Source organism: Methylobacterium sp. 17Sr1-1 (genome assembly GCF_003173775.1).
In the GTDB taxonomy this organism is placed as follows: Bacteria; Pseudomonadota; Alphaproteobacteria; order Rhizobiales; family Beijerinckiaceae; genus Methylobacterium.
Genome location: NZ_CP029552.1, coordinates 5,382,009 through 5,407,500 on the forward strand (window position 1 = coordinate 5,382,009; position 25,492 = coordinate 5,407,500).

At 70.6% G+C, this 25,492-nt stretch carries 27 protein-coding genes (1 of these 27 running past the window's edge); 19 read left to right on the forward strand and 8 right to left on the reverse strand.

What is annotated here, in order from left to right:
• Window positions 1-46: 46 nt before the first annotated feature.
• A complete protein-coding gene (locus tag DK412_RS24425; protein WP_109974085.1) occupies window positions 47-811 on the forward strand; it encodes an aldolase/citrate lyase family protein in 765 nt (254 codons plus the stop codon).
• A 23-nt stretch (window positions 812-834) separates the two neighbouring features.
• Window positions 835-1,449, forward strand: coding sequence for an alpha/beta hydrolase (locus DK412_RS24430; RefSeq protein ID WP_109974086.1), 615 nt, complete (start codon window positions 835-837; stop codon window positions 1,447-1,449).
• Between the two features lie 136 nt (window positions 1,450-1,585).
• Here DK412_RS24430 and DK412_RS24435 read toward each other — a convergent pair whose 3' ends face one another.
• A complete protein-coding gene (locus tag DK412_RS24435; RefSeq protein WP_093569933.1) occupies window positions 1,586-2,050 on the reverse strand; it encodes an outer membrane protein assembly factor BamE in 465 nt (154 codons plus the stop codon).
• A 197-nt stretch (window positions 2,051-2,247) separates the two neighbouring features.
• Here DK412_RS24435 and DK412_RS24440 point away from each other — a divergent pair, with 197 nt between their 5' ends.
• The 11 genes from DK412_RS24440 to DK412_RS24490 all read left to right on the forward strand — a co-directional run bounded on the left by DK412_RS24440 (window position 2,248) and on the right by DK412_RS24490 (window position 13,670).
• Complete coding sequence (locus DK412_RS24440) at window positions 2,248-2,799, forward strand: ubiquinol-cytochrome C chaperone family protein (protein ID WP_109974087.1); 552 nt, start codon at window positions 2,248-2,250, stop codon at window positions 2,797-2,799.
• Window positions 2,800-2,975: 176 nt separating this feature from the next.
• Window positions 2,976-3,482 carry a DUF177 domain-containing protein gene (locus DK412_RS24445; RefSeq protein WP_109974088.1) on the forward strand — a complete coding sequence of 169 codons (507 nt, stop codon included), beginning with the start codon at window positions 2,976-2,978 and terminating at the stop codon, window positions 3,480-3,482.
• A gap of 136 nt (window positions 3,483-3,618) precedes the next feature.
• Entirely contained in the window at window positions 3,619-4,653 is a 1,035-nt protein-coding gene (plsX, locus tag DK412_RS24450; RefSeq protein ID WP_109974089.1) for a phosphate acyltransferase PlsX, read from the forward strand.
• A gap of 30 nt (window positions 4,654-4,683) precedes the next feature.
• Window positions 4,684-5,661, forward strand: coding sequence for a beta-ketoacyl-ACP synthase III (locus DK412_RS24455; RefSeq protein ID WP_109974090.1), 978 nt, complete (start codon window positions 4,684-4,686; stop codon window positions 5,659-5,661).
• A gap of 145 nt (window positions 5,662-5,806) precedes the next feature.
• Entirely contained in the window at window positions 5,807-6,124 is a 318-nt protein-coding gene (locus DK412_RS24460) for an integration host factor subunit alpha (RefSeq protein WP_109974091.1), read from the forward strand.
• A 143-nt stretch (window positions 6,125-6,267) separates the two neighbouring features.
• Entirely contained in the window at window positions 6,268-6,789 is a 522-nt protein-coding gene (locus tag DK412_RS24465) for a MerR family transcriptional regulator (protein WP_245447235.1), read from the forward strand.
• Between the two features lie 240 nt (window positions 6,790-7,029).
• Complete coding sequence (locus DK412_RS24470) at window positions 7,030-7,482, forward strand: hypothetical protein (protein ID WP_109974092.1); 453 nt, start codon at window positions 7,030-7,032, stop codon at window positions 7,480-7,482.
• Window positions 7,483-7,678: 196 nt separating this feature from the next.
• Entirely contained in the window at window positions 7,679-8,167 is a 489-nt protein-coding gene (locus DK412_RS24475; RefSeq protein WP_245447237.1) for a 4-aminobutyrate aminotransferase, read from the forward strand.
• Between the two features lie 369 nt (window positions 8,168-8,536).
• Window positions 8,537-10,489, forward strand: a complete 1,953-nt coding sequence (locus tag DK412_RS24480; RefSeq protein ID WP_109974093.1) for a PrkA family serine protein kinase — start codon at window positions 8,537-8,539, stop codon at window positions 10,487-10,489.
• Window positions 10,490-10,617: 128 nt separating this feature from the next.
• On the forward strand, window positions 10,618-11,934 hold the full coding sequence (locus DK412_RS24485; protein ID WP_109974094.1) for a YeaH/YhbH family protein: 1,317 nt from the start codon (window positions 10,618-10,620) through the stop codon (window positions 11,932-11,934).
• A 155-nt stretch (window positions 11,935-12,089) separates the two neighbouring features.
• Window positions 12,090-13,670: a SpoVR family protein gene (locus DK412_RS24490; RefSeq protein WP_109974095.1), complete on the forward strand. Its 1,581-nt coding sequence runs from the start codon at window positions 12,090-12,092 to the stop codon at window positions 13,668-13,670.
• A 13-nt stretch (window positions 13,671-13,683) separates the two neighbouring features.
• Here DK412_RS24490 and DK412_RS24495 read toward each other — a convergent pair whose 3' ends face one another.
• Complete coding sequence (locus tag DK412_RS24495; RefSeq protein ID WP_109974096.1) at window positions 13,684-14,034, reverse strand: ATPase inhibitor subunit zeta; 351 nt, start codon at window positions 14,032-14,034, stop codon at window positions 13,684-13,686.
• A gap of 166 nt (window positions 14,035-14,200) precedes the next feature.
• Between DK412_RS24495 and DK412_RS24500 the strand changes: the two genes are divergently transcribed.
• Window positions 14,201-14,692, forward strand: coding sequence for a ferritin-like domain-containing protein (locus DK412_RS24500; RefSeq protein ID WP_109974097.1), 492 nt, complete (start codon window positions 14,201-14,203; stop codon window positions 14,690-14,692).
• Between the two features lie 44 nt (window positions 14,693-14,736).
• Window positions 14,737-15,150 carry a VOC family protein gene (locus DK412_RS24505; protein WP_109974098.1) on the forward strand — a complete coding sequence of 138 codons (414 nt, stop codon included), beginning with the start codon at window positions 14,737-14,739 and terminating at the stop codon, window positions 15,148-15,150.
• Between the two features lie 160 nt (window positions 15,151-15,310).
• On the opposite strand, the gene DK412_RS24510 is transcribed toward DK412_RS24505, so the two are convergent.
• From DK412_RS24510 to DK412_RS24525, 4 genes are all read right to left on the reverse strand, one after another.
• Entirely contained in the window at window positions 15,311-16,300 is a 990-nt protein-coding gene (locus tag DK412_RS24510; protein WP_109974099.1) for a glucokinase, read from the reverse strand.
• A 151-nt stretch (window positions 16,301-16,451) separates the two neighbouring features.
• Window positions 16,452-17,402, reverse strand: a complete 951-nt coding sequence (locus DK412_RS24515) for a 3-hydroxyacyl-CoA dehydrogenase family protein (RefSeq protein WP_109974100.1) — start codon at window positions 17,400-17,402, stop codon at window positions 16,452-16,454.
• A 338-nt stretch (window positions 17,403-17,740) separates the two neighbouring features.
• A complete protein-coding gene (locus DK412_RS24520; RefSeq protein WP_109974101.1) occupies window positions 17,741-18,769 on the reverse strand; it encodes a cyclase family protein in 1,029 nt (342 codons plus the stop codon).
• Window positions 18,770-19,129: 360 nt separating this feature from the next.
• The gene (locus DK412_RS24525; RefSeq protein ID WP_109974102.1) at window positions 19,130-19,816 is read right to left on the reverse strand and encodes a histidine phosphatase family protein; all 687 of its coding nucleotides are present in this window, start codon (window positions 19,814-19,816) and stop codon (window positions 19,130-19,132) included.
• A 188-nt stretch (window positions 19,817-20,004) separates the two neighbouring features.
• Between DK412_RS24525 and DK412_RS24530 the strand changes: the two genes are divergently transcribed.
• Both DK412_RS24530 and DK412_RS24535 read left to right on the forward strand, forming a co-directional pair.
• On the forward strand, window positions 20,005-20,406 hold the full coding sequence (locus DK412_RS24530) for a PaaI family thioesterase (RefSeq protein ID WP_109974103.1): 402 nt from the start codon (window positions 20,005-20,007) through the stop codon (window positions 20,404-20,406).
• Window positions 20,407-20,537: 131 nt separating this feature from the next.
• Window positions 20,538-21,989, forward strand: a complete 1,452-nt coding sequence (locus tag DK412_RS24535; RefSeq protein WP_109974104.1) for an MFS transporter — start codon at window positions 20,538-20,540, stop codon at window positions 21,987-21,989.
• A 24-nt stretch (window positions 21,990-22,013) separates the two neighbouring features.
• Here the strand turns inward: DK412_RS24535 and DK412_RS24540 are convergent, their stop codons facing one another.
• Window positions 22,014-22,277, reverse strand: a complete 264-nt coding sequence (locus tag DK412_RS24540) for a helix-turn-helix domain-containing protein (protein ID WP_109974105.1) — start codon at window positions 22,275-22,277, stop codon at window positions 22,014-22,016.
• A gap of 56 nt (window positions 22,278-22,333) precedes the next feature.
• Between DK412_RS24540 and DK412_RS24545 the strand changes: the two genes are divergently transcribed.
• Complete coding sequence (locus DK412_RS24545; protein ID WP_109974106.1) at window positions 22,334-22,630, forward strand: glutathione S-transferase C-terminal domain-containing protein; 297 nt, start codon at window positions 22,334-22,336, stop codon at window positions 22,628-22,630.
• A gap of 49 nt (window positions 22,631-22,679) precedes the next feature.
• On the opposite strand, the gene DK412_RS24550 is transcribed toward DK412_RS24545, so the two are convergent.
• Window positions 22,680-23,753: a nitronate monooxygenase gene (locus DK412_RS24550; RefSeq protein ID WP_109974107.1), complete on the reverse strand. Its 1,074-nt coding sequence runs from the start codon at window positions 23,751-23,753 to the stop codon at window positions 22,680-22,682.
• Window positions 23,754-24,107: 354 nt separating this feature from the next.
• Here DK412_RS24550 and DK412_RS24555 point away from each other — a divergent pair, with 354 nt between their 5' ends.
• Window positions 24,108-25,492, forward strand: the 5' portion of a protein-coding gene (locus DK412_RS24555) for a DEAD/DEAH box helicase (RefSeq protein ID WP_245447239.1). Its footprint extends 181 nt past the window's final position; 1,385 of the gene's 1,566 nt are visible here — the first part of the coding sequence; the start codon lies at window positions 24,108-24,110; its stop codon lies off the right edge, out of view.

The following is a 25,492-nucleotide window of genomic DNA, read 5'->3' on the forward strand; positions in this document are numbered from 1 at the left end:
ATGACCCGGAGGGTGTGAAATCGGTCGAGAGAGGGGAGAACACGCCATGAGATCCTTCGACAACCCGTTCAAGCGCGGCCTCGCCGAGGGACGCCGCCAGGCCGGCCTGTGGATGACCACCGGCTCGCCCGGCATCACCGAGCTCGCCGCCGGCGCCGGCTTCGCCTGGATGCTGATCGACATGGAGCACTCGCCCAACGACCTGATCCAGGTCGTCGACCATCTGCGGGCGGCCGAGGGTGGCACCGCCGAGCCGGTGGTGCGGGTGCCGTGGAACGAGCCGGTCATCGTCAAGCGCCTGCTCGACCAGGGCGCCCGCTCGCTGATGTTCCCGTTCGTGCAGAGCGCCGAGGAGGCGCGCCGGGCGGTCGCCGCGACGCGCTACCCGCCGCACGGCATCCGGGGCTTCGCCGGCACCTCCCGGGCCACCGGCTACGGGTTGCGGCCCGATTACCACGCCCGCTCGGGCGACGAGGTCTGCGTCGTGGTGCAGGTCGAGACCAAGGAAGCGCTGGAGGCCGCCGGCGAGATCGCCGCGGTCGAGGGCGTCGACGGCGTGTTCATCGGCCCCAACGATCTGGCCGCCAGCATGGGCCATCTCGGACAGCCCAACGCGGCCCCGGTCCGCGCGGCGATCGCCGCCGCCCTGCCGCGGATCCGCGGGGCCGGCAAGGCCGCGGGCCTGCTCAACTTCAACGAGGCCGGCGCCAGGGCCGATTTCGAGGCCGGATTCGGCTTCGTGGCGGTGGCCGGAGACGCGCACCTCCTCGCCCGCGAGACGCAGCGGGTCGCGAAGCTCTTCGATACCTGAAACCCCGCTCCGGAGACGAGCCGATGACCGCCCTGTCGTTCCAGCACCGCTTCGAGCCCGCCACGGATTCAGGCGCGGTGCCGCTCCTGCTCCTGCACGGCACCGGGGGCGACGAGGACGACCTCCTGCCCCTCGGCCGGGCGCTGTTGCCCGGGGCGGCCCTGCTGTCGCCCCGGGGCCAGGTGCTGGAGGGCGGCGCGCCGCGCTTCTTCCGCCGCCTCGCCGAGGGCGTGTTCGACGAGGCGGACGTGGTGCGCCGGGCCGGCGACCTCGCCGGCTTCGTCACGGCGGCGCGGGCGGAATACGGCCTCGCGGCGCCGCTCGCCGTCGGCTTCTCGAACGGCGCCAACATCGCCGCCGCCGTGATGTTGCTGCATCCGGGCGTGCTCGCCGGCGCCGTGCTGCTGCGGGCGATGGTGCCGCTCTCTACTCCGCCGGCCGGGCGCCTGACGGGGGAACCGGTGCTGATCCTGTCGGGCCGGATGGATCCGATCGTGCCCGCCGACAACGCCGCGCGCCTCGCCGCGATGCTGAAGGAGGCGGGTGCTGCCGTCACCCACGAGGTGCTGCCCGCCAGCCACGGCCTGTCGCAGGCGGACCTCGTGCGGGCGAAGACCTGGCTGACCGGAAGACCTTAGCTCACCGGGCGGCCGTGACGCGTCCCTGAGCGCCGATTCACCCGCAGACGGACGCACGTCAGCGACCGGCGGACCTGCTCCGCCGGTCGTTCAAGTTTTTTGGAATTCCGGGAGGCGGGGCGCGCCCCGCGACCCCTTACCGCGCGTTGCCGAACGGCTCGAACTTGGTCAGGCCGCGCATCAGCTGACCGAGGAAGGCCTGCTCGCCGCCGCTGGTCGGCGTGGTGCGGGAGATGAAGTCGAACACCTTGCCGTCCTGCTCGCCGTAGAGCGCGACGCGCTCGACCTTGAAGCCGGCGTTGAAGTACACCGCCAGGACTCGCTGGTCCTTCGGGCGCTCGCCGATGAACATCACCGGGCGCTGGGTGTTCTGGCTGATGTAGTACCAGGACTTGTTGCCGACCGTGGAGACGGTGGTCGGCGTGCCGAGGAGCTGGAGCACCTGCTCGGCGCTGGCGCCGGGCCGCACCTGGGCGACGGCGGCATCGTCGATGATGTAGCCGTGCCGGAACTCTTCGCCGATCACGCAGCCCGCGGCCGACAGACCGATCAGGCCGGCCGCGGCGAGGCGGAGGAGCGACGGTGTGAAGCGGCGCGGCATCGAGACCTCGGGAAACAGGTGCGGGACAGTGTGTCGGCCGGCCGGATGGCAGCCTTGCGCGAGAAGCGACCGCTGCCGTACCCCGGGGTTGTGGCGTTGGCAAGGCACGGCCAAGGTTGGCGCCGCCGATGTTCGACGATGGATGCGAGTGAGGCCCCGCCGGCGCGGGGCGATGGCGGAAGGCGAGACACCTCACGATGATGCGAAACCCCTTCCGCCGCGAGGATGCCCGCCGGCGTGCCATCGAGGCGTTGCACGTGCGGATCAATGCCGGGGCCCGGGTGCCGGCGCTCTACCTCGATCTCGGCGTGCCCGACACGGTGGAGGGCCGGTTCGAGGCCCTGTGCCTGCACGTCGTGCTGGTGCTGCGCCACCTGCGCCGCCTGCCGGCCCCGGCGGCGGACATCGCCCAGGACCTCGTCAACTCGGTCTTCGCGCAGCTCGATTCGTCCCTGCGCGAGCTCGGCGTCGGCGACATGGGCGTCTCGAAGCGGATGAAGAAGCTGGCCCAGGCCTTCTACGGCCGCGCGAGCGCCTACGATGCCGCCCTCGATGCCGGCGACCGCGGCGCGCTCGCGGCGGCGCTCGCCCGCAACGTGCTGGCGCGCGAGGAGCCGGAGGCAGCACGGGGGCTCGCCGCGTACGTGGCGGCGGCCGATGCGGGGCTGGCCGCGACCGACCTCGACGCCCTGATGGCGACGGGCCCGGTCCTGCCCGATCCGGCGGGCTTCGCCGCAGGCCCGGCCTGACGGCTCCCGCTCCGGAGAAGCCCGTCGCCCCGGGGCGGCTCTTGCACCAGGACGGCTCTTGCACCGGAGCGGGCCGCGACGCATCTCCAGGCGACGAGCGTCTGACCGCCTGCCGCGCGAGCGCCCCTCAGGCTGCCGCGCCCGTCCCAACCCCAGGATCCGAGAAGGAGCCCTTGATGACCCCCGACAGCGTCGGCCCGTTCTCCCGCCCGATCCTGGTCGAACGCACCCTGAAGACCGGTCAGCCCGTCACCGTCGAGGCGAACGAGGAGGAGCGCGCGGCTTTGGCCCGCGATTTCGGCCTGCCGGGGATCGCGCGGCTCACCGGCACCTTCCGGCTCTCGGGCTCGCTGCACCGGCTCCAGGTCACCGGCACCGTCGAGGCGGCCGTCACGCAGACCTGCGTCGTCACGCTGGAGCCGTTCGACGGTAGCGTGAGCGAGGAGGTCGACGTCGATTTCGCCGCCCAGGACGCCTTCGCGGGTACGCCGGCGGAGGATGCCGACATCCCCGACCCGATCGTCAACGGCCGCATCGACCTCGGCAGCCTGGCCGCCGAGTTCCTGGCGCTCGGCCTCGATCCCTATCCGCGAAAACCCGGCGTCGCCTTCGAGGCACCGGCGGCCGAAGAGGAAGAGACGCCCTTTGCCGCGCTGCAAGGCTTGAAGGGCAAGGACGACTGACGACGCCCGGAAGCCGTCGCAGCGAAAAGAGTTCAGAATTCGTTTGCGGCTTGGGCCCGGGTCGCTATTTTCCGCCGCGCCGCGGACCCCTCGTTCGCGCGCCCCCGGCGGATCCGAGAGGCTGTTCGACACCCCCATGTCCCAGAGAGTGCGCATCTCGCTCGACGCGATGGGCGGCGATCACGGCCCCTCGACGGTCGTGCCCGGTGCGGGGCTCGCCCGCGAGCGCCACCCCGAGACGACCTTCCTGATGTTCGGCGACGAGGCGGTGCTCACTCCCCTGGTCGCGGCCGAGCCGCGCCTGAAGGGAGCGGTCGAGATCCGCCACACCACCGTGGCGGTCGCCATGGACGAGAAGCCGAGCCAGGCGGTGCGCTCGGGCCGCGGCAAGTCGTCGATGTGGAAGGCGATCCAGGCCGTGCGCGACGGCGAGGCCGATGCCGCGGTGTCGGCGGGCAATACCGGCGCGCTGATGGCGATGTCGAAGATCTGCCTCAAGACGATGTCGCACATCGAGCGCCCGGCCATCGCCTGCCTGTGGCCGACGGTGCGCGGCGAGAGCGTGGTGCTCGATGTCGGCGCCACCATCGGCACCGATGCCAACCACCTCGTCGACATGGCGGTGATGGGCGCCGCGATGGCCCGCATCGTGTTCGACCTCGACCGGCCGACGGTGGGGCTCCTCAACGTCGGTACCGAGGAGATGAAGGGCAACGAGGCGGTCAAGGAAGCCGCGCGCATGCTGCGCGAGGGCGACCTGGCGGGGCTCGCCTATCACGGCTTCGTCGAGGGCACCGATCTCGGCCGCGGCACCGTCGACGTGGTGGTGACGGAGGGCTTCACCGGCAACATCGCGCTCAAGACCGCCGAGGGAACCGCCAAGCAGATCGCCGCGTACCTCAAAGGGGCGATGGGCCGGACCCTGATGGCGAAGATCGGCTACCTGTTCGCCCGCGGCGCCTTCCGGGCCCTGCGCGAGAAGATGAACCCGAGCCGGGCCAATGGCGGCGTGTTCCTCGGCCTCGAGGGCATCGTCATCAAGAGCCACGGCGCCGCCGACGCCGAGGGCTTCGCCGCGGCGATCGACCTCGCCTACGACATGGCCCGCCACGACCTGATGCGGACGATCCGGGAGCGCCTCGACGCGACCCCGGCGCAGGCCTCGGCGTGAAGACCGCCTCGGCATAAGGGAGGACGCATCATGACCCGCCTTCGCTCGGTGGTGCGGGGCTGCGGCTCCTACCTGCCGCGGACCATCGTCACCAACGACGACCTCGCCGCCCGGGTCGAGACCTCGGACGACTGGATCATCCAGCGCACCGGCATCCGCCAGCGCCACATCTCCGAGCCCGACGAGACCACCTCGGTGCTCGGCATCAAGGCGGCCGAGGCCGCCTTGCGCGACGCCGACATCGACCCTGCCTCGATCGACCTCGTGATCTGCGCCACCTCGACGCCGGACCACACCTTCCCGTCGACCGCGACGCAGATCCAGGCCGGGCTCGGCATCCAGACGGGGGCCGCCTTCGACCTCCAGGCGGTTTGCGCCGGCTTCGTCTACGCGGTCGCCACCGCCGACAAGTTCCTGACCACCGGTGCGGCCACCCGCGCCCTCGTCGTCGGCGCCGAGACCTTTTCACGGTTGCTCGACTGGGAGGACCGCACCACCTGCGTGCTGTTCGGCGACGGCGCCGGCGCCCTGGTGCTGGAAGCTCAACCCGGCGAGGGCCATTCGGGCGACCGCGGCGTGCTGACGAGTCAGCTCCGGGCCGACGGCCGCCACCGGGAAAAACTCTACGTCGACGGCGGCCCGGGCTCGACCGGCACGACCGGCAAGCTGCGCATGGTCGGCAAGGAGGTGTTTCGGTTCGCCGTCGGCTCGGTCACCGACGTGATCGCGCAGGCCTTCGAGGCGACCGGCACCACCGCCGACGACCTCGACTGGTTCGTGCCGCACCAGGCCAACCGCCGCATCATCGAGGCCTCGGCCGACAAGCTCGGCATCGCCCGCGAGAAGGTGGTGCTCACCGTCGACCGCCACGGCAACACCTCGGCCGCCTCGATCCCGCTGGCGCTCGACGCGGCCTGCCGCGACGGCCGGATCAAGCGCGGCGACCTCGTGATGATCGAGGCGATCGGCGGCGGCTTCACCTGGGGCAGCGCGCTGATCCGCTGGTAGGTTCTCCGGCGCGAACGGCCGAGTGAGGCCGGCAAACTATCCGGGAAGCCGCCCGGTGCCCGGTTGACCCGGCGCGCATCGCCGATTAGCGTGCGCAATCATAGACATACGTTGTTCGTGAATCAGCCGCCGGGGGAGCAGCACGATGGCAGGCAAGACGGTCACGCGGGCCGATCTGAGCGAGGCCGTCTACCAGCGGGTCGGCCTGTCGCGGACGGAATCCGCCGCCCTGGTGGAGACCGTGCTGTCGGAGATCTGCGGCTGCCTCTCCTCCGGCGAGACCGTGAAGCTGTCCTCGTTCGGCTCCTTCGTGGTGCGCGACAAGGGCAAGCGGGTCGGCCGCAACCCGAAGACCGGCGTCGAGGTCGCGATCGAGCCGCGCCGGGTGATGGTGTTCAAGCCCTCGAACGTCCTCAAGGCCCGGATCAACGGCGAGGCCGCCCCGGACGACGACGACAGTTGAGCCTGCCCGGGCGCCGCACGGGCTAGAGCATTTTCCGACGACGTGGACACCGGTTCGTCGTAGAAAATGCGGCAAAATCAAAGACCCAGAGCACTTCACGAGCGCAATGCAATCGTGAAGTGCTCTCACGCAGGATCGGGCCGATGACCGGGATGCCGATCGAGGACGAGGATTTTCCGGAGTCCGGCGGAGCCGACACCCCGGGCCGCGCCCTTCTGCCCGAGAAAGAACCCGGCGCCTTCCGCACCATCAGCGAGGTCGCCCAGGACCTCGACCTGCCCCAGCACGTGCTGCGCTTCTGGGAGACGCGCTTCACCCAGGTGCGACCGCTCAAGCGCGGCGGCAACCGGCGCTACTACCGCCCCGACGACGTCGATCTCCTGCGCGGCATCCGCCGCCTGCTCTACGGCCAGGGCTACACGATCCGCGGCGCCCAGCGGGTGCTGCGCGAGCGCGGCATGCGCTTCGTTCAGGCGGTCGGCCGCGGCGAGCAGGTCGCCCCCGCCTTCGTCGAATCCGACCACGAGCCGGAGCCGGAGACCGCCCCGCCGCCTCTCGGGCGGGCGGACCGGGCGAGCCTCACCGCGGTGCTGGACGAGTTGCGGGCGTGCCGGCGGTCGTTGGCCGGGTTGCGGATGGCGGACGAGGATTGTGCACGCGAGTGACGGCAGCGTCGGTCACGCCAAGGCATCGTCATCCGCAAGACCTCCGCCGATTTGCTTGCCGGAGATCACGCCCTTCTGGTCATTCCGGGCTCCGCTTCGCGGCCCCGGAATGACCAGGAGGATGTCGGATGCGTGGGTGCAACGATCGCCCTCGACGCCGCATCGCTCCGCACCTCGTTCCACCGACATGATTTTCCGTCCTGTTTCAGAACCGAACGCGCGGGCCCGCGTTACGCGCACATGGCCGAGCCCCGCCGCCACGTTTCTCCCACGACCGAGCTGATCGCCCGGCTGATGCGCGTCGTGCGCACCTGCCCGGAGGCGACCGCCGACGTGCTCGAACTGGTGCTGCTGGTGAGCCAGATCGAGGCGATTCCCGTCGTCGACCGCGACTACCGCGACGCGAAGCGGGTGATCGCGCGGCTGCGCCAGCCGCTCTGGGACATGACGCCCGATCAGCGCAAGGTGCTGGCCTGCGCCGCCGACACGATTCGCGACGCCTGCCGCCTGCGCGAGAGCGACATCCCGGCCGACCCGATCGGCGATGCCGGCGAGCGGGCGCGGATCGAGCGCGGGCTCGCCTCGGCCCTTGCGGGCGAGTTCACGCCGGCCCAGATCGCCCGGGTGACCGGCGCGACCCTGGCGGTGCTGCAGGCCGCGACCGGCGACGCGCCTGGGGAGGGGACGGCATGATCGGCGACTATCCGGTCGAGGGCAGGGGCTACTGGATCTGGCTCGGCGGCGTGGCCCTGCTCGGGCTGTTCAACCTGTTCGTGATGCTGGTCCTGCATTAGGCGGTTTCCTCGACGGAACCCGCGTCCCGGCCCTCGACGGCGCCGGGACCGCTCCCCACATGCGGCCGGCATCCCCTCGGAGAGCTTAGAGCCACATGACCAGCCCCTTCCGTCCGACCCTGGCGCTCGCCGTCCTGATGGCCGCCGGGCCCGTGCTGGCCGCAGGCCCCGCCCTGGCGCAGGCCGCCAAGGTGCGCGAGCACTCCGTCGCCTCCGGCAAGCAGGTCCGGCTCGTGATGGTGCCGAACCTGAAGAAGGATTGCTCGCTCGGGCCGCAGCCCGAACTGAAGGTGACGGGTGCGCCGAAGAACGGCGCCACGATCCAGCGCGCCGGCAAGGTGAAGACGCCGGCCACCTATCGCTGCCCGAACGTCGAGGCCAACGTCCAGGCTCTGTTCTACGAGAGCAAGGCCGGCTTCACCGGCAGCGACGAGGTCACCGTCGAGATCAAGGGCACCGACGGCGCCGTCAGCACCCAGACCATCAAGCTCACGGTCGGGGCCGCCGGCACCAAGGAAGGCCCGAAGGACGGGGCCAAGGACGGGGCCAAGGACGGCGCGAAGAAGGATTCCGTCGACCTCTGATCGCCGGCCAGCTCCGCACTCAGTGTGTGAGACCCTGGTAGAGGGCGAAACGAAGCGGGAACGCCGACCTCGCGGCCGGCGTTCTTTACTTAGTCCCGCGGGGCTGCCGACGGCACTCCGGGGGGTGTGGAAAAACCGGAACAGGCGTGTCCTTTACGGCACAGGGCCGGTGGGTCACCGGCTTTCGTATTGGCGGATCTGAGACTTTCCCGGCCACCGCGGCACGCGCCTTGCCCGCAACCGGCCTGCATACAGGCTCCTGGCCGCCTCCGCACCCCTCCTTCCGTCGCCGCGCTGCGACAAACATGGGGATATCGATTGCATCCGAGGCGGGACAGGATGATCCTGGCGATGTCGTGAGGGTCCGGAATGCCAATGCCGTCAGCGAGCGACCTCTTTCAAACTTTCGCGCGCAGCTACGAGTCCCGTCGGGACGCGGAGCTGTCCCTGTCCGAATATCTCGAAGCCTGCCGTGACAATCCCCTGATGTACGCGAGTGCGCCGGAGCGCATTCTCGACGCGATCGGGAAGCCGGAGTTCATCGATACGGCGCGGGATCCGCGTCTGGGCCGGATCTTCATGAACCGGACCATCCGTACCTACCCCGCCTTCTCCGAGTTCTACGGCATGGAGGAGACGATCGAGCGCATCGTCTCGTTCTTCCGCCATGCCGCGCAGGGTCTCGAGGAGCGCAAGCAGATCCTCTACCTGCTGGGTCCCGTGGGCGGCGGCAAGTCGTCCCTGGCCGAGCGGCTCAAGGCCCTGATGGAGGTGCACCCGATCTACGTGCTCAAGGCCGGCAACGAGATGAGCCCAGTCTTCGAGAGCCCGCTGGTGCTGTTCGACCCCGAGACGATGGGGGCGATGATCGAGGAGCGCTACGGCGTGCCGCGGCGGCGCCTCACCGGCCTGATGAGCCCGTGGTGCCTCAAGCGCCTCGACGAGTTCGGCGGCGACATCTCGAAGTTCAGGGTCGTCAAGGTCAACCCGTCGCGCCTGCGCCAGATCGGTATCGCCAAGACCGAGCCTGGCGACGAGAACAACCAGGACATCTCGTCCCTGGTCGGCAAGGTCGACATCCGCAAGCTCGAGACCCTGAGCCAGGCCGATCCCGACGCCTATTCCTACTCGGGCGGCCTCAACCGGGCGAACCAGGGCATCCTCGAATTCGTCGAGATGTTCAAGGCGCCGATCAAGATGCTGCACCCCCTGCTCACCGCGACGCAGGAGGGCAACTACGTCGGCACCGAGAATATCGGGGCGATTCCCTTCACCGGGATCATCCTCGCCCACTCGAACGAGGCCGAGTGGCAGAGCTTCAAGACCAACAAGAACAACGAAGCCTTCATCGACCGCATCTACGTCATCAAGGTGCCGTACTGCCTGCGGGTGACCGAGGAGCAGCGGATCTACGAGAAGCTGGTCTCCGGCTCCGAGCTCGCCACCGCCCGCTGCGCCCCCGGCACGCTGGAGATGCTGGCCCGGTTCTCGGTGCTCTCGCGCCTGCGCGAGCACGCGAACTCGAACGTCTTCTCCAAGATGCGGGTCTATGACGGCGAGTCCCTGCGCGAGGTCGACCCCCGCGCCCGCTCGATGCAGGAGTACAAGGACACCGCCGGCGTCGACGAGGGCATGGACGGGATCTCGACCCGCTTCGCCTTCAAGGTGATGGCCGCCACCTTCAACCACGACACCACCGAGGTCTCGGCCGACCCGGTGCACCTGATGTACGTCCTCGAGCAGTCGCTGCGCCGCGAGCAGCTGCCGCCCGAGACCGAGAAGCGCTACCTGGAATTCATCAAGGGCGAGCTGGCACCGCGCTACGCGGAGTTCATCGGCCACGAGATCCAGAAGGCCTACCTCGAATCGTACCACGATTACGGCCAGAACCTGTTCGACCGCTACATCGACTATGCGGATGCCTGGATCGAGGACCAGGACTTCAAGGATCCGGAGACCGGGCAGCTGCTGAACCGCGAGCTCCTGAACCAGGAACTCACCAAGATCGAGAAGCCGGCGGGCATCGCCAACCCGAAGGATTTTCGCAACGAGGTGGTGAAGTTCGCCCTGCGCTCGCGGGCCCAGCACGGCGGGCGCAACCCGTCCTGGACCTCCTACGAGAAGATCCGCGAGGTGATCGAGCGGCGGATGTTCAGCCAGGTCGAGGAGCTTCTGCCGGTGATCTCCTTCGGCTCGAAGAAGGACAGCGAGACCGAGAAGAAGCACGGCGAGTTCGTCGAGCGGATGAAGGACCGCGGCTATACCGAGCGGCAGGTCCGCCGCCTGGTCGAGTGGTACATGCGCGTCAAGCAAGCTGGCTAAGACTGAGGCAACCCATCGCGGCCCGCGAGGAGAAGTGCCCCGCGGGCCGTCCGGCCTCCCCCGGGTGGAGCGGTGGCGGGGGATGGCCCCGATACGGTATGGTGGCGTGATCGGAGAGCGCGAAGCGGATGCACATCATCGATCGACGCCTCAATCCCGGCGGCAAGAGCCTGGCGAACCGGCAGCGCTTCCTGCGCCGGGTCCGGGACGTGGCCCAGCGCGCCGTGCGCGAGGCGGCCCGGGAGAAGGACATCAAGGACCTCGGGAAGGACGGCAACGTCACCGTTCCAGTCGACGGCGTGCGCGAGCCGAAATTCACCCGCAATCCCTCGACCGGGATGCAGGACCACATCCTGCCCGGCAACAAGACCTATATCGAGGGTGACCTGATCGAGCGCCCGCCGGGGGGCGGCGGGGGAGGCGGCGGCAGCGGCGAGGGCAGCGACGGCGGGGCGGACGGCGAGGACACGTTCCGCTTCGTCCTCACCCGCGAGGAGTTCCTGGAACTCTTCCTCGAAGACCTCGAACTGCCCGACCTCGCCAAGCGCCGCCTCGCGGTGGTCGAGACCGCGACCCTGCGCCGGGCCGGCTACACGGTGTCCGGCTCGCCCGCCAACCTCGCGCTCGGGCGCACCCTGCGGAACTCGCTGTCGCGGCGCATCGCCCTCAAGCGGCCGAAGGCCGCCGAGATGGAGGTTCTGGAGGAGGAGATCCGGGCGCTGGAGGAGAGCCAGCCCGACGCGGTGATCCTCGACGAGCTGAAGGCGGAACTGGAGCGCCTGCGCACCCGCTCGCAGCGCATTCCCTACGTCGACCCAATCGACCTGCGCTACCGGCGCTTCGAGCCCTATCCGCGCCCCGTCGCCCAGGCGGTGATGTTCTGCCTGATGGACGTCTCGGGCTCGATGACCGAGCACATGAAGGACCTCGCCAAGAGGTTCTACATCCTGCTGCACATCTTCCTGACGAGGCGCTACAAGCACGTCGAGATCGTCTTCATCCGCCACACCGACCACGCCAAGGAGGTCGACGAGGAGACGTTCTTCGGCTCGCGCGAGACCGGCGGCACGCTGGTCTCCTCGGCCCTGGTCGAGATGAAGCGGATCATCGCCGAGCGCTACAATCCCGAGGACTGGAACATCTACGCGGCGCAGGCCTCGGACGGCGACAACGTGTCGAGCGACGGCCCCACCTCGCAGGATCTGCTGCGCTCCGCGATCCTGCCGGCCTGCCAGTACTTCGCCTATCTCGAGGTCGGCGACGAGGGCGGTCCGCGGGCGGGCTTCGTCGAGCACCGCACCACCCTGTGGCGCACCTACGAGCCGGTCTCCAAGGCCAACTCGGTGCTGGCGATGCGCAAGGTCAACCACCGCCGCGACATCTATCCGGTCTTCCGCGAGCTGTTCGCCCGCAACAAGGCCGGGCAGGACGCCGCGTCGCCGTGACGGGCCCGCGGCTCCGTCGGAGCCGCGGGTCCGACGTTCAGGGTTCGCATCCCGCCGGGGGATGCTCTCGAGTCAGTTTAGCCGCATTTTCTTCGACGAACCGGTACCCACTTCGTCGGAAAATGCTCCAGAGGTTCCGGGAGGTCCGAAGCCCGATGAGTTCCGCCACCTTCGGCGCACGGCCCGCCGGCCCGGCCGTGATCGTCAAGAACACCCCGCTCTTCACCGGCAACGACTGGGACTTCGACACCATCCGGCGCATCCACGACGCCTGCGAGGCGATCGCCGGGCCGGAGCTGGGCCTGAGCTGGTACCCGAACCAGATCGAGATCATCACCGCCGAGCAGATGCTCGACGCCTACGCGTCGATCGGCATGCCGCTGTTCTACAAGCACTGGTCGTTCGGCAAGCACTTCGCCCAGCACGAGGCCGGCTACCGCCGCGGCCTGATGGGGCTGGCCTACGAGATCGTCATCAATTCCGACCCGTGCATCTCCTACATCATGGAGGAGAACACGGCGACGATGCAGACGCTGGTCATCGCCCACGCCGCCTTCGGCCACAACCACTTCTTCAAGAACAACTATCTCTTCCGCCAGTGGACCGACGCGGAAGGCATCCTCGACTACCTGGACTTCGCCAAGACCTTCATCACCCGCTGCGAGGAGCGCTACGGCCACAACGCCGTCGAGTCGGTGCTCGACGCCGCCCACGCGCTGATGAACCAGGGCGTCCACCGCTATCCGCGCAAGAAGCGCCCCGACCTCTCCTCCGAGCAGCGCCGCGAGCGCGAGCGCCAGGAGCACCAGGAGAGGATGTACAACGACCTGTGGCGCACCCTGCCGGCCAAGACCCAGGCCGGCAAGCCCGACCCGCAGGCCGAGCGCCGCCGGGCGCTGCTGGAACTGCCGCAGGAGAACATCCTCTACTTCCTGGAGAAGGCGGCGCCGCGGCTCCAGCCCTGGCAGCGCGAGATCCTGCGCATCGTCCGCCACGTCGCGCAGTACTTCTACCCGCAGCGCCAGACCAAGGTGATGAACGAGGGCTGCGCCACCTACAACCACTACCGGATCATGACCCGGCTGTCGGAGACCGGGCAGATCGACGAGGCGGCCTACCTCGAATTCCTGCAATCGCACACCAACGTGATCCGGCAGCCGACCTACGACGACCGGCATTACGGCGGGCACAACCCCTACGCCATCGGCTTCGCGATGATGACGGACATCGCCCGAATCTGCACCGAGCCGACCGAGGAGGATCGGGCCTGGTTCCCCGACATCGCCGGCAGCGGCGATCCGATGGGCGTGCTGCGCGACGTCTGGGCCAATTATCGCGACGAGAGCTTCATCGCGCAGTTCCTCAGCCCGAAGCTGATGCGCCAGCTGCGGCTGTTCCACGTCACCGACGATCCGGACAAGCCCGAACTGCGGGTCGAGGCGATCCACGACGAGCGCGGGTATCGGAAGTTGCGTCGAGCCTTCGCCCGGCAATACGACGTCGCCTGGCTCGATCCCGACATCGAGGTGGTTGACGTCGACCTCGAGGGCGACCGCAAGCTGATCCTGCACCACAAGGTGCTCAATCGCGTCCTGCTCAACAAGGATGACGCGATGCGGGTGCTCCAGCACCTCGCCGACCTGTGGGGCTACGACGTCCTGATGAAGGAGGTCGACACCACGACCGGCGCCGTGCTCAAGGAGCACACCGCCAGCGCGCGGCCGACCTTCTTCTGATCATCTCTCCCGATCAACTCGCCCGGGCCTGCTCGCGCACGGTCCGGGCCGCCTCGGCGCCGTAGCGGGCGATCAGCCCGGGCAGTTCGTCGGCCTCCGCCCCGGCGCCTCCGGCGGCGAGGTCGGCGCGCAGCCGCTCGACCAGGGCCTCGTCCGCGGTGCGGCCGGGGCCGGGTGGAACCGAGCCCGCCTCGACCAGGCGGCTCTTGTAGGCCTCGGCCTCGCGGCCGCCGAGATTCAGGCGTTCGCACATCCAGGCGCCGAGCATCTTGTTGCGCCGGGCGAGAGCGAGGAAGCGCAGCTCCTCGTCGAGGGCGAACAGCGCCTCGGCGGCCCGCTCCCGCTCCTCGAACATCGTGGTCATGGCGTCGTCTCCCTCGGATCCACGCCCCCGACTATGACAATGGCGACGATCGGTTCCCGGAACCAGGGCCCGTCGCAAGGCCGTGATCTTGGCCGTGATCTTGGCCGGAACGAAGCGGGCCGCCCGCGAGTTGCCGGGGTATATCGGTACCCCACGGGAGCATCTCATGGCCGACGACAAGAACCTTCGGGCGCTCTTCCTGCACCAGCTGAAGGACACCTACTTCGCCGAGAACGCGATCCTGAAGGCGCTGCCGAAGATGGCGAAGGCCGCCCGCTCGGAGGAGCTGCGCGGCGCGTTCGGCGTGCATGTCGAGGAGACGCGCGAGCAGGTGAAGCGCCTCGACCAGGTGTTTCGGAGCATCGGCGAGAAGCCCGAGGGCGTCACCTGCCAGGCGATCCAGGGCATCATCGCGGAGGGCGAGGAGGTGATGCAGGAATTCTCCGGCAGCGAGGCCCTCGATGCCGGTCTGATCGCCGCCGCGCAGGCGGTGGAGCATTACGAGATCACCCGCTACGGCACCCTGCTGGCCTGGGCCAAGCAGCTCGGCTTCGGCGAGGCCGAGGGCCTGATCAAGGAGACCCTGGTCGAGGAGGAGAACACCGACGAGCTCCTGTCGGAGCTCGCGGAGGAGGCCGTCAACCCGGCCGCCGCGTAACCACCGGGACCGCCCGCGCGTTCATCCGGTCGGGAGGTGGCGCCATGCCGGAGATCGCCGGGATCCTCGAGACGGTCCTCTACGTCGACGACCTCGCGCGGGCGGCCGCGTTCTGGGGCGGGCCGATCGGCCTGCCCTGTCTCCACGAGGACCATCGGATGCGGGCCTACGACGTCGCCGGGCGCGGCGTCCTGCTGCTGTTTCCCCGCGGCGGCTCGCTGCACCCGATCCCCACGCCCGGCGGCACCATCCCGCCCCATGACGGCTCGGGCCCGCTGCACCTCGCGCTCTCGATCCCGGCCAGTGCGCTCGAGGACTGGGAGCGGCACCTGACCGCGCACGGCATCCCGATCGAGGGACGCACGACCTGGCCGCGCGGCGGCGTCAGCCTGTATTTCCGCGATCCGGACGGGCACCTGGTGGAGCTGGCGACGCCGGGATTGTGGAAGGGGTACTAATGATTTAATTCCTATCCGTCTCCGGGACGACTGGAGCGTCAGCGGAAGGAGATCAGGGATCCAGAGCCGCTTCGCGGCACTTCCTCCACTGGATCCCGGATCTCCTTCCACTTCGTTGCAGTCGTTCGGGAAAGGGAGAGGTGAGCGAGAGGTCGGCGCGTCACGCCGTCCAATGCTGCCCGTCATACGCGAACCGGTCCGGCTGGCAGGCCAGCGCCGAGAGGCCGGCGAGAGCCGGGTCGGCGATGGTGATGACGCAGGTCGGGATCTGCTTCATGCGGTCGGAGAAGGGCGGCTTGTACTCGAAGGCCTGCCGGAACTCGCCCTCGTTGAGCAGGTCGAGGATCCGGGGCACGATGCCACCGCCGATATAGACCCCGCCGGTCGCCAGGAAGGTGAGGGCGAGGTCGCCGCAGACGCGCCCGAGCAGCCTGGAAAAAACCCGGAGCGTCCGCTCAGCCGCCGGATCCTCGCCCGACATCCCGCGCTCGGTGATGTCCTTCGCGTCCCGCTCGCCGCCGCCGAGACCCGCATGGAGCCGGGACAGGCCGGGGCCGGAGAGCAGGGATTCGACGGTGATCCGCCCCTCGATCCGCGCGAGGCGCGGCCAGAATTCGAAGTCCTCCGCGTCGCTCGGCCCGAGATCGACGTGTCCGGCCTCGGTCGACACGATGGCGAGCTGCTTGCCGTAGGGCACGAGGCCGGCGGCCCCGAAGCCGGTGCCGGGGCCGAGCACCAGGCGCGCGCCGCCGTCCGGACAGAGAGTCGGGCCGATCTGCTCGAGGATCGAGCGGTCGCGCCCGGCCGGGTCGAGGGCGGCGGCGCCGGCCGCCACCGGCACGTAGTCGTTGACGATCCGGCAGCTGGCGAGGCCGAAATCGCGGCCGATCCGCTCGCCCTCGATCACCCAATGGGCGTTGGTGAGGTGGACCGCCGGTCCGTCGACCCGGGCGGCCACCGCCAGGATGGCGGAACGGGGCGGGGCGACCGTGCTCTGCGCCAGGGCAGCGCGGATCGCCGCGCTCGGATCGGGATAGGCGGCGGTCTTCTCGTGGGCGAGCACGACGGGCTCGGCCCCCGGCTTCTCCTGCACGGCGAAGCGCGCGTTGGTGCCACCGATGTCGCCGAACAGGACCGGGAACTCGAACATGGCCGCCGCCTCGCCTCCGGAGCACTCACACTCCCCGGTTATAGCGCCGCAGCGGCCCCGGTCGACGGGTTGAGTGTCTCCCACACCACTCCCGATCGCGTCGCTTCTCGCGCGAGCGATGCCGGCGCGTCGGGAGTTGTGTGAGGTGCACTTACTCTCCTTCCATCCGGCCGACCTGCTTCATCGCCTGCTTGAGGGCGAGCAGGCGGCGGTCGCGATCGCGAAAGAGCTCGGCCGGATCGCGTCCGCCCCAGTCGAAGAAGCCCTTGCCGGCCATCACGCCGGTGCGCCCCTGGGCCACCAGGTCGTCGATCGCCTCCGAGCGGGTGCGGGCCGGCGGCGGGCTGTAGCTCGCATTGGCGAGCGCGTGCCGCAGCAGCTCGATGCCGGTGAAATCCGCCTTGGCGAGGTGGCCGAGGATCGGGATGCGCAGCGCCAGGCCGTGGATGATCGCGTCGTCGATCTCGCGCGCCGAGGCCACGCCCTCGTCGAGCAGGTGGTAGACCTCGGCCGAGATCGCCGACTGGATCCGGTTGGCGACGTAGCCCGGGATGAAGCGCTTGAGCACGATCGGCACCTGGCCGAGGCCGAGGACGAGCTGGCGCGCCTCCTCGATCACCGCCGGATCGGTGTGGGGGCCCGGCACCACGTCGACGAGGTCGACGATGTAGGGCGGGGTGTACCAGTGCATCACCAGGGCGCGCGCCTGACGGGCGTCCGGGATCAGCGGGAAGACGTCGAGGTAGCTGGTGTTGCTGGCGATCCGCGTCTCGGGATCGCAGAGCCGGTCGAGCTCGGCGAACAGCGCGCGCTTCGCCTCCGGGTTCTCGGTGATCGCCTCGATGACGAGGTGTGCCCCCGCGACGGTGGCGCCGAGGTCGGGTTCGAGGCGGATGGCGTCCGCCGCCCGCTCCGGCGTCCAGTCGGCCGAGACGGCGCCGGCCTCGCGCAGGGTGTCGAGGGCGGAGGCGATCAGGCCCGGCACCCGCTCCAGGGTCTCGGGGCGGCTGTCGGTCAGCCGCACCCGGTGCCCGCCCAGCGCCAGGACCAGGGCGATGCCATGCCCCATCAGCCCGGCCCCGATGACCGCGATCTCGCTCATGATCGTCCTCCCATGTTGGTTCGTTGTGATCGTTCCGGGACAGCTTGGATCGACGATGCTCCGCATCACCGTCCCACCCGCGACCTCATCCTGAGGTGCCGCGTGGCGGCCTCGACGGAGGGCTCCAGAAATCTCCGAGATTCCCGGAGGCCTCCTTCGAGGCTCCGCGATCGTCGATCGCTCCACACCTCAGGATGAGGCCGTGGGTGGGAGAAACACGGCGGTGCGGCTCACACATCCCACCACGGCCGCGGCCGTGCGACGCCCCGCTCCCGCCACCATCCCGCCGCACGGGCACGAAGAAGCCGTACGGTCATCCGGCCCTCACAGGGCCCCGCTCAGACGGTCGCGATCGGCGTCGTCGGCGAGCCGACCGCGCCGGGCAGCCGCAGGGGCGGCGCGGTGAGGAGGAAGCGGTAACGGCCATGTGCCCGCAGCCAGGCGGCGAGCGGGGTGAGGTGCCACAGCTCGCCGAGATTGACCCCGAGGCGGAACAGGCAGTGCTCGTGGAGCGGCAGCGTGGCGCAGCACCCCTCCGCCGGCAGCGCCGGATGGACCTCGACGGCGTAATTGTCGGCGATGAGGGCGACCAATCCCGAATCGGTGATCCAGTTGAGGAGCTTGCGGTCGCGCCCGTCGAGCCCGGCGCAGAGGTCGTGGACCACGGCCGGATCGGGATTGCGGTTCATGCCGAGCAGCCGCTCGGCGAAGCCGGTATGCAGGCAGACCATGTCGCCGGGCTCGACCGTGACGCCGTCCGCGTCGAGGATGCGGCGCAACCCGTCGTATCCCAAAGCCACCCGCGCGTCGCCGACATGGGCGTGGAGGTCGATCATCACGCCGCGGCCCTGCATGCCGCGCTCGGCCAGCCGCTCGATGCCGAGCGCCTGGGCGCGGGAGGGGGCTCCCGCTTCTTCCGGCGTCGCCGGCCCGGTGATGTCGGAGCCGGCGCGGAAGCCGTTGTAGTAGACCGGACGCGGGGTGCCGTCGCCCTCGACGTCGAACAGCGAGCCGACATGGGCGAGGCTGTCCCATTGCGTCGAGTATTGCAGGTGGAGCACCGCGAGGTCGTCGCTGATCACGTCGGTGGCGTCGGGCACCTCCTCGCAGACGGGGAAGTTCATGTTCGGCCGGCCGCTCGCCCGCACCGTCGGGCGGATCTGCGGCGGGTGGCGGCGCGGGTTGAGGACGTTGCCGCCCGGATAATCGAGGGGCAGGCTGAGGCAGAAGGTCAGGCCCTCCCGCACCTCGGCCGCGCCCTGGCGCACCTTCTCGGAGGTCAGCAGATTGAGCCGGCCGAGCTCGTCGTCGGGGCCGAAATCGCCCCAGGTCGAGCCCTCCGGGCGGCGGCGCCAGCGGAGTGTCATGTGCGTGGCCCTCGCGACTGGCGCCGGCACCGGGCCTGGGCGGTCGTGACGGGGGCCCCGGGCACCATGCCGCCGAGATCCTCCGCCGCATTGCGGGCCGCCGCGGCGCGACCGGGCCCGTTCGGATTGCCCCCGGGCGCCCGCTGCGCGCAGGCCGCCCCCTGCCGAGCCACGCTCGGCGCCACGACGGCCGGAGCCGCCGCCAGATGCGTTGTCCTCACCCGGTCCGTCCTTCGTTCGAAGACGTTCGTTCGTGCGGTACGCCGTCGAGGGCGCCCGGGCGCATGGTCCGGACAAGGGGACCCGGTTGTCAACCGTCGCCCATGCGGGCCGGCGCTGAAAAACCGGTATGGCCGCGCGTCAGGCCGCCGGCCCGGCCCCCTCCGCCGCACCGAGCCAGGGCTGGGCGTTCACCATGCCGACGCGCCAGCCCGTCCCGTCCGGGCCGGCGTAATGGTCGAGCCGGGTGAGCGAGCAGTTCTCGATCGCGAAGGCGAGGCCGCCCTGGGGCGACAGGTTCAGCGCCTGCGCGATCGCGGCCCGGATCGTGCCGCCATGGGCCACCGCCACGATGTCGCGGCCGCTATGCTCGGCGGTGAGCTCGTCGACCGCCGCCGTCACCCGCGCGTACAGCTCCGAGAAGCTCTCGCCGCCCGGCGGGCGCTCCTCGGCGGGGGCGAACCAGTAGCTCGCGGCGTCGGGCTGGCGCTCGGCGAAGAAGCGCGCCCGGTCCCGGCCCTGCCACTCGCCGAGATTCTGCTCGGCGAGGGCCGGCAGGGCGGTGAGGCGCGGCACCCGACCGTCCACCGTGAAGTCGCCCGCCTGCCACAGGGCCTCGGCGGTCTGGCGGGTGCGGCCGAGATGGCTCGCGACCCACACCGCGCCACGGGGCAGCACCGGGGCGAGGCCGGAGAAGACGTGCGCGTCGCCGCAATCGCACGCGATGTCCTGGCCGCCGTAGATGCGGCCGCCATCGCCCCGCACGGGGGCGTGACGCACCCACCACCAGCGGGTGCGGACGAAGGAGGAGGGGGGCGAAGCGCTCATGGATTCTCTTTGCATCGCGCCGCGGCCGCGAGAGGCCGGGGCGTTCGGCGCATGAAAGGGGGCTGCCTTGCGGGGTCACCCTGCCTGGCCGGACGACGCCGTCCGGCCCTGCGGCGGGAGCATAGCGCGAATTGCCAGGCCGGCGAACTCTCCGCATAGGTGCGGCACGCGAGGACCGGAGCGGATCGATGGACGAGGCGGATACCAGCTTGATCTACGGGGCGGACATCCCGTTCGCCCGGCTCTGCGGCATCGAGGCGCTGGAGATCGTCGAGGGGCGCACCCGCCTGCGCCTCGCGCTGGGGCCGCAGCACGGCAACAACCTCGGCATCGCCCATGGCGGCATCCTCTGCACGCTGCTCGACATCGCCATGGGCACGGTAGCCCGGCTCACCGCCGGCCGGCCGGTCGTGACCCTCGACATGCAGACCCGCTTCCTCTCGCCCGGCCACGGCGTGCTCCTGGCGGAAGGCCGGGTGGCGCGGGCCGGGCAGTCGATCCTGTTCTGCGACGCCGAGATCCGCGACGAGGCCGGGCGGGTGGTGGCGACCTCGACCGGCGTGTTCAAGCCGGTCGGCGCCAAGGGGTAGGGGGCCGACAGGGTAGAGGACCGGGACAGGATCTCGAGGGCCGGGCCATGTTTCGGGCCCGTTGCGGGTTCCCGTCGCGGCTCCGGGGGCCATCTTGTCGGAACGAGCCCCGCCCGCCGAAAAAGGCCCCGATGACCTCTCCTTCCGCCACCCGCGCCGCGCCCGGCGGCGTGATCGAGACGGACGTCTCGGCCCGGCTCGACCGGCTGCCCTGGGGCCGGTTCCACACCCTCGTGGTGCTGGCGCTCGGCATCACCTGGGTGCTCGACGGGCTGGAGGTGACGCTGGCCGGGGCACTCGCCGGCGCCCTCAAGGCGAGCCCGACGCTGCACTTCTCCAACGCCGAGATCGGGCTCGCGACCTCGAGCTACCTCGCCGGCGCAGTGCTCGGGGCGGTCGGCTTCGGCTGGCTCACCGACCGGCTCGGGCGCAAAAAGCTCTTCTTCATCACCCTGGCGGTGTACCTGGCGGCCACCGCCGCCACCGGCCTGTCCTGGAACCTGTGGAGCTTCTGCCTCTTCCGCTTCCTCACCGGGGCCGGCATCGGCGGCGAGTACACGGCGATCAACTCGACGATCCAGGAGCTGATCCCGGCCCGGGCCCGGGGCTGGACCGACCTCGTCATCAACGGTAGCTTCTGGCTCGGCGCGGTGCTGGGCGCCGGCACCTCGCTGGTCGTGCTCGATCCCGCCCTGTTCGGGCCCGACATCGGCTGGCGCGTCGCCTTCGGGCTCGGCGCCTTCCTCGGCCTCGTCATCCTGTTCCTGCGGACCTGGATCCCCGAGAGCCCGCGCTGGCTGATGACCCACGGGCGGCACGAGGAGGCCGAGGCGCTGGTCGCCGGGATCGAGGCGCGCTTCCGCGCCGAGGGCCACTCCTTGAGCGACGGCCCGTTCCCGAAGGCGCGCCTGCGCCAGCGCAGCCACACCCCGCTCGCCGAGGTGTTTTCGGCCCTCAAGACCTACCGGCAGCGGGCATGGGTCGGCCTCGCGCTGATGTCGGCCCAGGCCTTCTTCTACAACGCGATCTTCTTCACCTACGCGCTGATCCTGATCGACTTCTACCGCGTGCCGGCGGACGGCGTCGGCTGGTACATCCTGCCCTTCGCCGCCGGCAATTTCTTCGGGCCGGTGCTGCTCGGGCGGCTGTTCGACACCGTCGGCCGCAAGCCGATGATCGCCTTCACCTACGGGATGTCCGGGGTGCTGCTGGCCCTGAGCGGGTGGGCGTTCCAGCAGGAGATCGTCACCGCCACGACCCTGACCCTGTGCTGGATGGCGGTGTTCTTCTTCGCCTCGGCGGCGGCGAGCTCGGCCTACCTGACGGTGAGCGAGGTCTTCCCGCTCGAGATCCGGGCGCTCGCCATCGCGCTGTTCTACGCCGTCGGCACGTCGGTCGGGGCGGTGGGGCCGGCCCTGTTCGGGGTGCTGATCGAGGGCCATTCCCGCAACGCCATCCTCGGCGGGTACCTGCTGGCCTCCGTGCTGATGATCGCCGCCGGCGTGGTGGCGGGGATCTGGGGGGTGGCGGCGGAGCGGAAGTCGCTGGAGGACGTGGCGAAGCCGCTGGCGGCGGAGGAGTGATGCACCGGTCGAACCGCGTCCGCGTCAGCGAGCGGTACTGGTATCGAACCGGAGACGGTAGGCCGTTGGCGACAGGCCGACCGCTCGCCCGAAATGCTTTCGCAGGTTGACCGCCTCACCGAACCCGGAGGCCCGGGCTACCGCGTCGATCGACAGGGTGGTTTCTTCCAAGAGGCCGCGCGCGTGTCGGACCCGCTCGGCGATCAGCCAGGCCCCCGGCGACAGGCCTGTCGCCGACCGCACATGGCGATGCAGTCCCGTCACGCTGACGCCGGCCTCTTCCGCCATGCGCTCGATCGACCAATCCTCGGAGAGCCGCAGCCGAACGCTGTAAGAGCGTCCGGATCGTCTACGAGCAGAACCTCCGCCCCGCCGAGGAGCAGCACCAACCCTGGCTGGATCGCGTCGAGCGGCAACTGCTGGCGGCTTACGACCTTCTGGAGGCTGAGTTCGCCGGGGTGACTGACGGCTGGAGCTTCGGCGAACGTCCGATGCAGGCCGATATCACGGCGGCCGTCACCTGGCGGTTCACGCGACATGTGCTGCCCGACACGATCACGACCGGTCGGTACCCCCGCCTCGATGATCTCTCTCGACGGGCCGAAGCCTTATCGGAATTTGTCGCCTGCCCGATCCCGTGACGGCGGTCTGGACGGATGCTTCAGGATCGTCCCAGGGATCTCCGGAGCGTCACCGCAACAACCCCTGCGTCTCCTCCCAGATCCCCTCGACCACCTCGCCCGCCGGCACCGCCCGCGCCAGACCCGCGGCCTGCCCGGCCCAGGCCTGCATGCGGGAAAGATCGCCCTCCTTGACCGCCGCCTCGCGCATCGCCTGCGTCAGGCCGCGCTGGACCGGGTAGGGGGCGGGGACCGGCGCGTCCGGCGCTGCGGCGGCAGCCACGTAGTCCGTGGCGAGGCTGCGGCCGGTGCGACCGCTGAAGGCGCGGGTGAGGCGGGTCTCCTCCGGGCGCGCCCGCCCGAGACCGTCGGCCCAGGCCGACGGGATCCCGGCCTCGGGGCAGCGCAGGAAGCCGGTACCGATCTGCACGGCGCTGGCCCCGAGGAGCAGTGCCGCGGCGGCCCCACGGGCCTCGGCGATGCCGCCGGTGGCGACGACCGGAACGCTCACCGCGTCGACGACCGCCGGCAGCAGCGCCATCAGGCCGACCGCCTGGGCCTCGGCCTGATCGGCCCGGAACGCGCCGCGATGGCCGCCGGCCTCGGCGCCCTGCACCACCACGGCATCGGCCCCGGCAGCCTCGGCCGCCAGCGCCTCCGCCACCGTCGTGGCGGTGGCCCACCAGGCGATGCCGCGCTCCTTGAGGCGGGCGACGAAGGCCGGCGGGTAGAGTCCCATGATCGAGGAGACGACGCGCGGCCGGGCCGCGATCAGCGCCTCGCACTGGGCGGTGAAGTCGGGCGGTGCCGCATCGCCGGCCTCCGGCGGCACCGCCGGCCCGAAGCGGCCGAGGAAGGCGCGCAAGCGCGCCTCGTGATCTGGGTCACGCGCGGGGGCGGGATCGGGGATCCAGAGGTTGATCTGGAAGGGTCCCGCCTCCCGCACCGCGTCGGCCCAGGCCAGGATCGCCGCCGGCTGCATGAGCAGGGCGCCGCAGGCCCCGAGCCCGCCGGCCCGCATCACGGCGAGCGAGAGCGCCGGCGGGCAGGCCCCGGCCATCGGGGCGAGGAGCAGCGGCCGGCGCAACCCGTAGAGGGCCGCGAAGGCCTCGGCGCGGGCGAGGGCGGGGTGGTGGGCGGACATGAGGGCGGCTCCAGCCGAAGTACTCTCCGGGGTATCAATCATCGGGCCCGGGCGGAGGGCAAGCGCCCGCCGCACGGGTGCTGCGTGCACGACGCAGCGTCCGCCGATTGACTTCGCACCCGCACAACGCCATATGGCGGATTGCAGCGTCAGCGGCCGATCGTGGTCCGCTCGAGAGGGCTGCGTGACGGATTTCGCCGCGGCACCTGCGCGGCAGGCCCGGCCCTCTCTTAATCGCTGATCCCTTCGGATCGCTCCATCACGCGGGCGGTCTCCCGACATAGGATCGCGATGAGGGCTGCGCATGGCGCGTGCCTTGCGGCGATCCCGCTGCCAAATTCCAAGAAGACTCCCTTGACCCAGTTCACCGATTTCGGCCTCGCGGCGCCGCTCCTGAAGGCGCTCGCCCAGGCCGGCTACGTCACGCCGACCCCGATCCAGGCGCAGGCGATCCCGCCGGCCATGCAGGGCAAGGACCTGTGCGGCATCGCCCAGACCGGCACCGGCAAGACCGCCTCCTTCGCGCTGCCGATCCTGCACCGCCTCGCCACCGAGGGCGCGGCCAAGCCCGCGCCGCGCCGCAGCTGCCGCGTGCTGGTGCTCGCCCCGACCCGCGAGCTCGCCAGCCAGATCGCCGACAGCTTCAAGGAATACGGCCAGTTCCTGAAGCTCACCACCACGGTGGTGTTCGGCGGCGTCACCATCGGCCGCCAGGAGCGGGCGCTCGCCAACGGCGTCGACGTGCTGGTCGCCACCCCGGGCCGTCTCCTCGACCTGATCGACCGCCGCTCGCTCACCCTCGACGGCGTCGAGTACCTGGTCCTCGACGAGGCCGACCAGATGCTCGACCTCGGCTTCATCCACGCCCTCAAGCGCATCGTGAAGCTGCTGCCGGCCCAGCGCCAGAGCCTGTTCTTCTCGGCCACCATGCCGAAGAACATCGCCGGCCTGGCCGACCAGTACCTGAAGAACCCGGTCCAGGTGGCGGTGACCCCGGTCGCCACCACCGCCGAGCGGGTCGACCAGAAGGTCGTCTTCGTGCCGACCGGCTCGAAGCAGTCGCTGCTCGCCACGATCCTGCGCGACGAGACGATCGACCGCGTGCTGGTCTTCACCCGCACCAAGCACGGTGCCGACCGCGTGGTGCGCGGCCTGGAGCGCGACGGCATCGGCTCGGCGGCGATCCACGGCAACAAGTCGCAGCCGCAGCGCGAGCGGGCGCTCGCCGCCTTCCGGGCCGGCACCTGCCGGGTGCTGGTCGCGACCGACATCGCCGCCCGCGGCATCGACGTCGACGGCGTCTCGCACGTCGTCAACTTCGACCTGCCGAACGTGCCGGAGGCCTATGTCCACCGCATCGGCCGCACCGCGCGCGCCGGCAAGGACGGCCTCGCGATCTCGTTCTGCAACGACGAGGAGAAGGCCTACCTGCGCGACATCGAGCGCCTGACCCGCCAGAAGGTGCCGGTGATGGCGATCCCCGAGGGCTTCGTGCCCCCGAGCCGCGAGGAGGCCGCCCAGGCCGTGGCCGAGGCCGAGCGCGACCGGCGCCAGCCCGGCCCGCGCGGCCAGCGTCCCGGCGGCGGCCGCCAGGGCCAGCAGCCCGGCCAGCGCCAGGGCCGTCCCGGCGGTGGCCAGGGCCAGCCGCGCCACGGCGCCGGCCGGCCGCAGGAGCACCGCGAGCCGCGGGCTCATGACGGCCGCGGCGGCCAGGACGCCCGCGGCGGGCACGAGGGCCG

Excerpts from the sequence above, each read along its gene's own strand:
- DK412_RS24425 (WP_109974085.1), top strand. The coding sequence starts at position 47 with ATGAGATCCTTCGACAACCCGTTCAAGCGCGGCCTCGCCGAGGGACGC.
- DK412_RS24430 (WP_109974086.1), top strand. The coding sequence starts at position 835 with ATGACCGCCCTGTCGTTCCAGCACCGCTTCGAGCCCGCCACGGATTCA.
- DK412_RS24435 (WP_093569933.1), bottom strand. The coding sequence starts at position 2,050 with ATGCCGCGCCGCTTCACACCGTCGCTCCTCCGCCTCGCCGCGGCCGGC.
- DK412_RS24440 (WP_109974087.1), top strand. The coding sequence starts at position 2,248 with ATGATGCGAAACCCCTTCCGCCGCGAGGATGCCCGCCGGCGTGCCATC.
- DK412_RS24445 (WP_109974088.1), top strand. The coding sequence starts at position 2,976 with ATGACCCCCGACAGCGTCGGCCCGTTCTCCCGCCCGATCCTGGTCGAA.
- plsX (WP_109974089.1), top strand. The coding sequence starts at position 3,619 with ATGTCCCAGAGAGTGCGCATCTCGCTCGACGCGATGGGCGGCGATCAC.
- DK412_RS24455 (WP_109974090.1), top strand. The coding sequence starts at position 4,684 with ATGACCCGCCTTCGCTCGGTGGTGCGGGGCTGCGGCTCCTACCTGCCG.
- DK412_RS24460 (WP_109974091.1), top strand. The coding sequence starts at position 5,807 with ATGGCAGGCAAGACGGTCACGCGGGCCGATCTGAGCGAGGCCGTCTAC.
- DK412_RS24465 (WP_245447235.1), top strand. The coding sequence starts at position 6,268 with ATGACCGGGATGCCGATCGAGGACGAGGATTTTCCGGAGTCCGGCGGA.
- DK412_RS24470 (WP_109974092.1), top strand. The coding sequence starts at position 7,030 with ATGGCCGAGCCCCGCCGCCACGTTTCTCCCACGACCGAGCTGATCGCC.
- DK412_RS24475 (WP_245447237.1), top strand. The coding sequence starts at position 7,679 with ATGACCAGCCCCTTCCGTCCGACCCTGGCGCTCGCCGTCCTGATGGCC.
- DK412_RS24480 (WP_109974093.1), top strand. The coding sequence starts at position 8,537 with ATGCCAATGCCGTCAGCGAGCGACCTCTTTCAAACTTTCGCGCGCAGC.
- DK412_RS24485 (WP_109974094.1), top strand. The coding sequence starts at position 10,618 with ATGCACATCATCGATCGACGCCTCAATCCCGGCGGCAAGAGCCTGGCG.
- DK412_RS24490 (WP_109974095.1), top strand. The coding sequence starts at position 12,090 with ATGAGTTCCGCCACCTTCGGCGCACGGCCCGCCGGCCCGGCCGTGATC.
- DK412_RS24495 (WP_109974096.1), bottom strand. The coding sequence starts at position 14,034 with ATGACCACGATGTTCGAGGAGCGGGAGCGGGCCGCCGAGGCGCTGTTC.
- DK412_RS24500 (WP_109974097.1), top strand. The coding sequence starts at position 14,201 with ATGGCCGACGACAAGAACCTTCGGGCGCTCTTCCTGCACCAGCTGAAG.
- DK412_RS24505 (WP_109974098.1), top strand. The coding sequence starts at position 14,737 with ATGCCGGAGATCGCCGGGATCCTCGAGACGGTCCTCTACGTCGACGAC.
- DK412_RS24510 (WP_109974099.1), bottom strand. The coding sequence starts at position 16,300 with ATGTTCGAGTTCCCGGTCCTGTTCGGCGACATCGGTGGCACCAACGCG.
- DK412_RS24515 (WP_109974100.1), bottom strand. The coding sequence starts at position 17,402 with ATGAGCGAGATCGCGGTCATCGGGGCCGGGCTGATGGGGCATGGCATC.
- DK412_RS24520 (WP_109974101.1), bottom strand. The coding sequence starts at position 18,769 with ATGACACTCCGCTGGCGCCGCCGCCCGGAGGGCTCGACCTGGGGCGAT.
- DK412_RS24525 (WP_109974102.1), bottom strand. The coding sequence starts at position 19,816 with ATGAGCGCTTCGCCCCCCTCCTCCTTCGTCCGCACCCGCTGGTGGTGG.
- DK412_RS24530 (WP_109974103.1), top strand. The coding sequence starts at position 20,005 with ATGGACGAGGCGGATACCAGCTTGATCTACGGGGCGGACATCCCGTTC.
- DK412_RS24535 (WP_109974104.1), top strand. The coding sequence starts at position 20,538 with ATGACCTCTCCTTCCGCCACCCGCGCCGCGCCCGGCGGCGTGATCGAG.
- DK412_RS24540 (WP_109974105.1), bottom strand. The coding sequence starts at position 22,277 with ATGGCGGAAGAGGCCGGCGTCAGCGTGACGGGACTGCATCGCCATGTG.
- DK412_RS24550 (WP_109974107.1), bottom strand. The coding sequence starts at position 23,753 with ATGTCCGCCCACCACCCCGCCCTCGCCCGCGCCGAGGCCTTCGCGGCC.